At 64.3% G+C, this 5,211-nt stretch carries 6 protein-coding genes; all 6 read right to left on the bottom strand.

Annotation, left to right across the window (positions count from 1 at the left end; all coding sequences use genetic code 11):
• Nucleotides 1-368, bottom strand: a 368-nt coding sequence (locus ACTOXK_RS11950; RefSeq protein WP_482279988.1) for a ribosome-recycling factor, incomplete at its 3' end; no start/stop codon positions are given.
• Between the two features lie 85 nt (nucleotides 369-453).
• Entirely contained in the window at nucleotides 454-1,170 is a 717-nt protein-coding gene (pyrH, locus tag ACTOXK_RS11945) for a UMP kinase (RefSeq protein ID WP_016310279.1), read from the bottom strand.
• 196 nt (nucleotides 1,171-1,366) lie between these two features.
• Nucleotides 1,367-2,941 carry a S1C family serine protease gene (locus tag ACTOXK_RS11940; protein WP_255202021.1) on the bottom strand — a complete coding sequence of 525 codons (1,575 nt, stop codon included), beginning with the start codon at nucleotides 2,939-2,941 and terminating at the stop codon, nucleotides 1,367-1,369.
• Between the two features lie 148 nt (nucleotides 2,942-3,089).
• Nucleotides 3,090-4,070 carry a histidine phosphatase family protein gene (locus ACTOXK_RS11935; protein WP_304854355.1) on the bottom strand — a complete coding sequence of 327 codons (981 nt, stop codon included), beginning with the start codon at nucleotides 4,068-4,070 and terminating at the stop codon, nucleotides 3,090-3,092.
• A gap of 9 nt (nucleotides 4,071-4,079) precedes the next feature.
• Nucleotides 4,080-4,850, bottom strand: a complete 771-nt coding sequence (locus ACTOXK_RS11930) for an amino acid ABC transporter ATP-binding protein (RefSeq protein WP_136433802.1) — start codon at nucleotides 4,848-4,850, stop codon at nucleotides 4,080-4,082.
• 10 nt (nucleotides 4,851-4,860) lie between these two features.
• On the bottom strand, nucleotides 4,861-5,211 hold a 351-nt coding region (locus tag ACTOXK_RS11925), incomplete at its 5' end, for an amino acid ABC transporter permease (RefSeq protein ID WP_482279987.1).

Below are 5,211 nucleotides of genomic sequence, written 5' to 3'. Positions count from 1 at the left end.
GCGAACGTCTTGCACTGCTTCACCAAATCGCGGCGGCGCTCCTCGGTCAGGCTCGGGAACGGCAGGCGGATGACGTTGCCGTCGTTGTTCGGCGTCACGCCCAGATCGCTCTCCAGGATAGCCTGCTCGATAGCACGCAGCACGCCCTTATCCCAGGGCTCGATAACCAGCAGATGCGCCTCGGGGGTCTTCACACCGGCCATCTGGTTCACCGGGGTGGGCACGCCGTAGTAGTCCACCTTGATGCGGTCGAGCACCATGGCGTTGGCGCGGCCGGTGCGCACGCCGGCGAAGTTGTCCTTCAAGGCCGCCACGGCCTTCTCCATGCGCTCCTCGGCGCCCATGAGAATCTCATCGATATCTGCCATTGGGGTTTCCTCCCTCTTTAGGAACAGAGCCCGCGGGCTCTCGGATACAAGCAACAAGCCAGCCCGACGCCGGCGCCCGCAAATGCTACTCGACGACCGTGCCCACCGGCTCACCCTGGAGGGCTGCCTTGATGTTGCCGGGCTTGGTCAGGTCGAACACGATCATGGGCACGTCGTTGTCCATGCACAGCGACGTGGCCGTGGCATCCATCACGTTCAGGCCGCGGCTGAGCACGTCCATGTAGCTGATGCGGTCGAAACGATGCGCGTCGGGGTGCGTCTTCGGATCGGCGTCGTACACGCCGTCCACCTTGGTGGCCTTCATAACGCAGTCCACGTCCAACTCGCAAGCGCGCAGGGCGGCCGTGGTGTCGGTGGTGAAGTAGGGGTTGCCCGTGCCGGCAGCCAGAATGACCACGCGGCCCTTCTCCAGGTGGCGCACGGCGCGGCGGCGGATGTAGGGCTCGGATACTTCCTGCATGTTGATGGCGCTCTGCACGCGAGAGAAGATGCCATGGCGCTCGAAGGCATCCTGCAGGGCGAGCGCGTTCATCACCGTGGCCAGCATGCCGATGTAGTCGGCCTGAGCACGGTCCATGCCCTCGGCCGAGCCGGCCAAGCCGCGGAAAATGTTGCCGCCGCCGATAACCACCGCCAGCTGCACGCCGTCATGCACGATCTCGGCAATCTCCTCAGCCAGGTCATCGACGACCTTCGGGTCGATTCCGTAACCGAGATCGCCAGCCAGCGCCTCGCCGGACAACTTCAGCAGAACGCGATCGTACTTGTATTCGTTCGCCATCGAGCCAATCCCTTCGTCGGCAGGTTCTATCTAAACGGATACATATTACCCGATGTGCATGCCTGCCAAAGCGTCAGCAAGCCAAATCAGACAAAACAAACGGCCCCCTCCGCTAGCGGAGGGGGCCGCGTCTTACCTGAGCTGCATCAGAGGCTGGTAGAGAGACGCGAGCTCAAGAAGGGCTGGGATGCCAGCTTTACGCAGCGTTCTTCTGCTGGTGCTGGTCGTACAGGCGCAGCATGTCCTCGAGGCTCATACCGCCGGGGCCGCCCTGCTGGAACTCGTCCATGGACTCCTGCTGGGTTTCGGCCTTCTGCTGCTGGCTGGCAGCATCATCGCCGAGCGTCACCTGTACGTCCTTGCTCTGGCCGCCGGAGTTCACCGTAAGCGTCACCGTATCGCCGGGGTTCTTGGTGCGCACATCCAGCATGAGGTCGGAGGCCGATTCCACCGGCTGACCGTCGAAGGCGGTGATGATGTCGCCGGGCACGATGCCCGCGGCCGCGGCACCGGAGCCCTCGGCCACGCCGGCCACGTAGGCGCCGGTGTCTACCGACAGGCCGTAGCGCTTGGCAGACTGGGCGTTCACACTGGACAGGCTCACGCCGAGCTGCGCATGGGTGGGCGTCTCACCGGCGATGATCTGCTGCGCCAGGTTGATGGCGTAGTTCACGGGAATGGCGAAACCGACGCCGGAGTAGTTGCCGGAATAGGAGGTGATGAGCGTGTTGATGCCGATGAGCTTGCCCTCGGCGTCCACAAGCGCGCCGCCGGAGTTGCCGGGGTTGATGGCCGCGTCGGTCTGGATCATGTTCGGGTAGATGGTAATCTCACCGGAACCGCCGGACTGCACGGACTCCTGGGCATCCATGATCTGGGAACGGCTCGTGGCGCTCACAATGCCCGTGGCCACCGACTGCTCAAGGCCGAAGGGGGAGCCGAGGGTCATGACCCACTCGCCGATGGTGAGGTTGTCGGAATCGCCCACCTCCATCACGGTAAGGCCCTTGGCGTCCTTGGCCTTCAGCACAGCCACATCGGAGGAGGGATCGGTGCCCACCAGCTCGGCGTCGTAGGTGTTGCCGCCCACGGTCACCTTATAGGCGCTGCCGCCTTCCACCACATGGTTGTTGGTGATGATGTATCCGTCCTCGGTCAGCACCACGCCGGAACCCTGGGAGAACATCTCCAGCTCCTGGCCGTCCTGGCCCTGATCGGTGCCGTAGCCGTAATCGTAGCCGAACAGCTCGGCCCAACCGCCCATGCTGCCCTGCTGCGGCGCGGCATACACATCGATGGCCACCACGGAAGGCAGGCACTTCGCTGAAACCGTCTCGGCCAGCGTGGCATCCTCGCTCGGAGCGATAACGGTCTGCTGGCCGGTCACGGGGTCGGTCACGGTCTCGGTCTTGCCGATGCCGCCCATGGCATTGGCCACGCCCCACACCCCGAAGGCAAGCACGCAGGCCACAAGCGCGCCTGCGAAGGCGATGAGGAAGGTCTTGCCACCCGAGCTCTTCTGGCCGCCATGCTGCGGGTGCACCGACACCGGCTCGGCCTCGTAGGTCTGCTGAGCGCCATAGGGAGGCTGCTGCCCGTAGGCATGCTGGCCCGCAGCATGAGCCTGAGCCTGGCCGCCGTAGGGCTGATAGGTGTTCTGGGGCGGCACGGGGGCCGTCGGCTGCGTCGGCTGAAGGGGCTGCGGGGCCGTCGGCTGGTCCGGCCCGGGGGTGCTCCCGTCGGGAACGGGAGTGCCGTTCATGTCAGTCATGGGTCTCTCCTTTGCAGAGGGGATAGTGCTTTGAGCTGTCGCAAACCTTAGCACGCCCCTGCGCAAATCCACCATGCTGGCAACCCATCGTCACGCTTGCGTCACGGAGATACACCAATTGGTGTACCTCTCGGGGATGAGCCGCCCGTCACCCGCGACGCGACCCCAAGTGCGTCACATCCCCGATTGCCTCCACCGTTACCGCGCCGTCGTCCCAGCGCACCTTCGTCACCGAGGCGTTCGCGATCTTCGCCGGCGTGCGTACCCGATCGCGCGCGAACAGAAACACGAGGGCGCGAATGAACATCGCGTGGGTCACCACGAGCACGTTGCCGCCGCCACGTCGCTCAACCGACCGGCCGCACTCTTCGAGAAAGCCCCTCACCCGTGCGGCAATGGCGGCGAAATCCTCGGCGCGTCCGGCCGCATCTGTCGCATGGAGGTAGTCGGCTATCTCATCGAGCCGCTCGTTTTGATCCTCGCGCGGAATGTCATCGCCGAACAGGTCGAACAAGCGGTTCCGCAGTCGCCGTGACGACTCGCCTTCCAAATCGCCGAAACACCATTCGCGCAAGGACTCGTCGCAGCGCACGGGAATAGGACGCTCCGCGTGCCCATCCAAAGCCCGGGCACCCACATCGAATGCCGGGTACTCGATGCGGCTCAGCTCGTCAATCGGCGGTCGCCACGCCTCTGCGGCGGCAAGCAGTCGTGCGGCCGCCGAGCCCGTCTCGCCACTGTCGGGAACAGAGGATCGAGGCGCCAGGCAGCCGCGGGAGCGAAGAAGGCCGATGACGGCCTCGGCGTGCTCCTCGTGACCGAGCATGCCTGCCTCGAGCAGGGCCGACGCCTCCTCGGCCCGCACTTGCTCCTTCGGTATCGGCAGCCCGTGGTACAGACGCTCGCGCTCGTTCAGACGCGCTTCCAGTGCAATGGCGAGCGTGTCTTTGGCGCGGCCTGCATCGCTTGTGCACGCGCCGACGAAATCAACGCCCGCAAGCCCTTGCCCCAACTTATAGGCATCGTAGATACCCTTGGCCGTCAGCGGCGAATCGCACCAGCCCTGCACGCGATTCTCGACGTTGAACTGAGTTTCCCCGTGACGTGTGATATAGAACGTGACGGTCATGGGGCAATGCTAGTCGCGATCGTAGTTCGCCAAGAAGGCCCGGGTTCGATCGTGCCGGGGATTGTCGATAACCTCGTCGGCCGGCCCCTGCTCCACGATGATGCCGCCATCCATGAAGATGATCTGGTCGGCCACATCGCGGGCGAAGCCCATCTCGTGGGTGACGATGACCATGGTCATATGCTCAGCGGCCAAATCGCGGATGACTTTCAGCACCTCGCGCGTGAGCTCCGGGTCCAGGGCGCTCGTGGGCTCGTCGAAGAAGAGCACGTCGGGATTCATAGCCAGGGCCCGGGCGATGGCCACACGCTGCTGCTGGCCTCCCGACAGATCGCAGGGCACCATGGACTCCTTGCCGGCAAGCCCCATGCGCGCCAAAAGCTCGCGGCCGCGAGCCAGAGCCTCGTCCTTCGGCATCTTCTGCACGCAGATGAGCGCATCGGTGACGTTTTGCAGCACCGTATAGTGCGGAAACAGGTTGAAGTTCTGGAACACCAGGCCATAGCGGGTCTTCGCCCGGGCGATAGTGGCCGCATCTCCGTACACGGCGCGTCCGCCGGCACCCTCGGAGCACACGACCAGATCGCCGTAGGCCAGGCTTCCCGCATCAAGGGTCTCCAGCAGCGTCATGCAGCGCAGAAGCGTCGACTTGCCGCCACCCGACGGCCCGATGACCGCTAGCACGTCGCCCTTGTTCACTGTGAGCGAAATGTCCTTCAGAACCTCGTTATCCCCAAAGGCCTTCTTGGCGTGCGCGAGCTCAACAACCGTGTTCGTCATGGGCGCCCCCTTAGTCGTGATAGTAGTCGAGACGCTTCTCGACGCGGTTCAGGATGAATTCGATGATGAGACAGAACGCCCAGTAGGCGAGCGCCGCAATGGCATAGGGCACCATGGACACCTCGCTGGCCGCAAGCGCCTTGGCTGCCGAGAACATCTCCATGATGCCGAGCACGAAGGCCAGGGACGTGTCCTTCACCAGGGTGATGATCTCGTTGCCCATGGCCGGCAGGATGCGCTTGATGACCTGGGGCAGCACGATCTTCGTGAAGGTCTGGGCCTTGGAATAGCCCAGCACCGTGGCCGCCTCGTACTGGCCGCGGGGAATGGACTGGATGCCCGAGCGGTAGATTTCCGCGAA

The organism is Adlercreutzia sp., assembly GCF_056795635.1.
The sequence above is the reverse complement of the archived record's forward strand: the minus strand, read 5'-3'. Positions and strand labels throughout refer to the sequence as shown.

Excerpts from the sequence above, each read along its gene's own strand:
- pyrH (WP_016310279.1), bottom strand. The coding sequence starts at position 1,170 with ATGGCGAACGAATACAAGTACGATCGCGTTCTGCTGAAGTTGTCCGGC.
- ACTOXK_RS11935 (WP_304854355.1), bottom strand. The coding sequence starts at position 4,070 with ATGACCGTCACGTTCTATATCACACGTCACGGGGAAACTCAGTTCAAC.
- ACTOXK_RS11930 (WP_136433802.1), bottom strand. The coding sequence starts at position 4,850 with ATGACGAACACGGTTGTTGAGCTCGCGCACGCCAAGAAGGCCTTTGGG.
- ACTOXK_RS11940 (WP_255202021.1), bottom strand. The coding sequence starts at position 2,941 with ATGACTGACATGAACGGCACTCCCGTTCCCGACGGGAGCACCCCCGGG.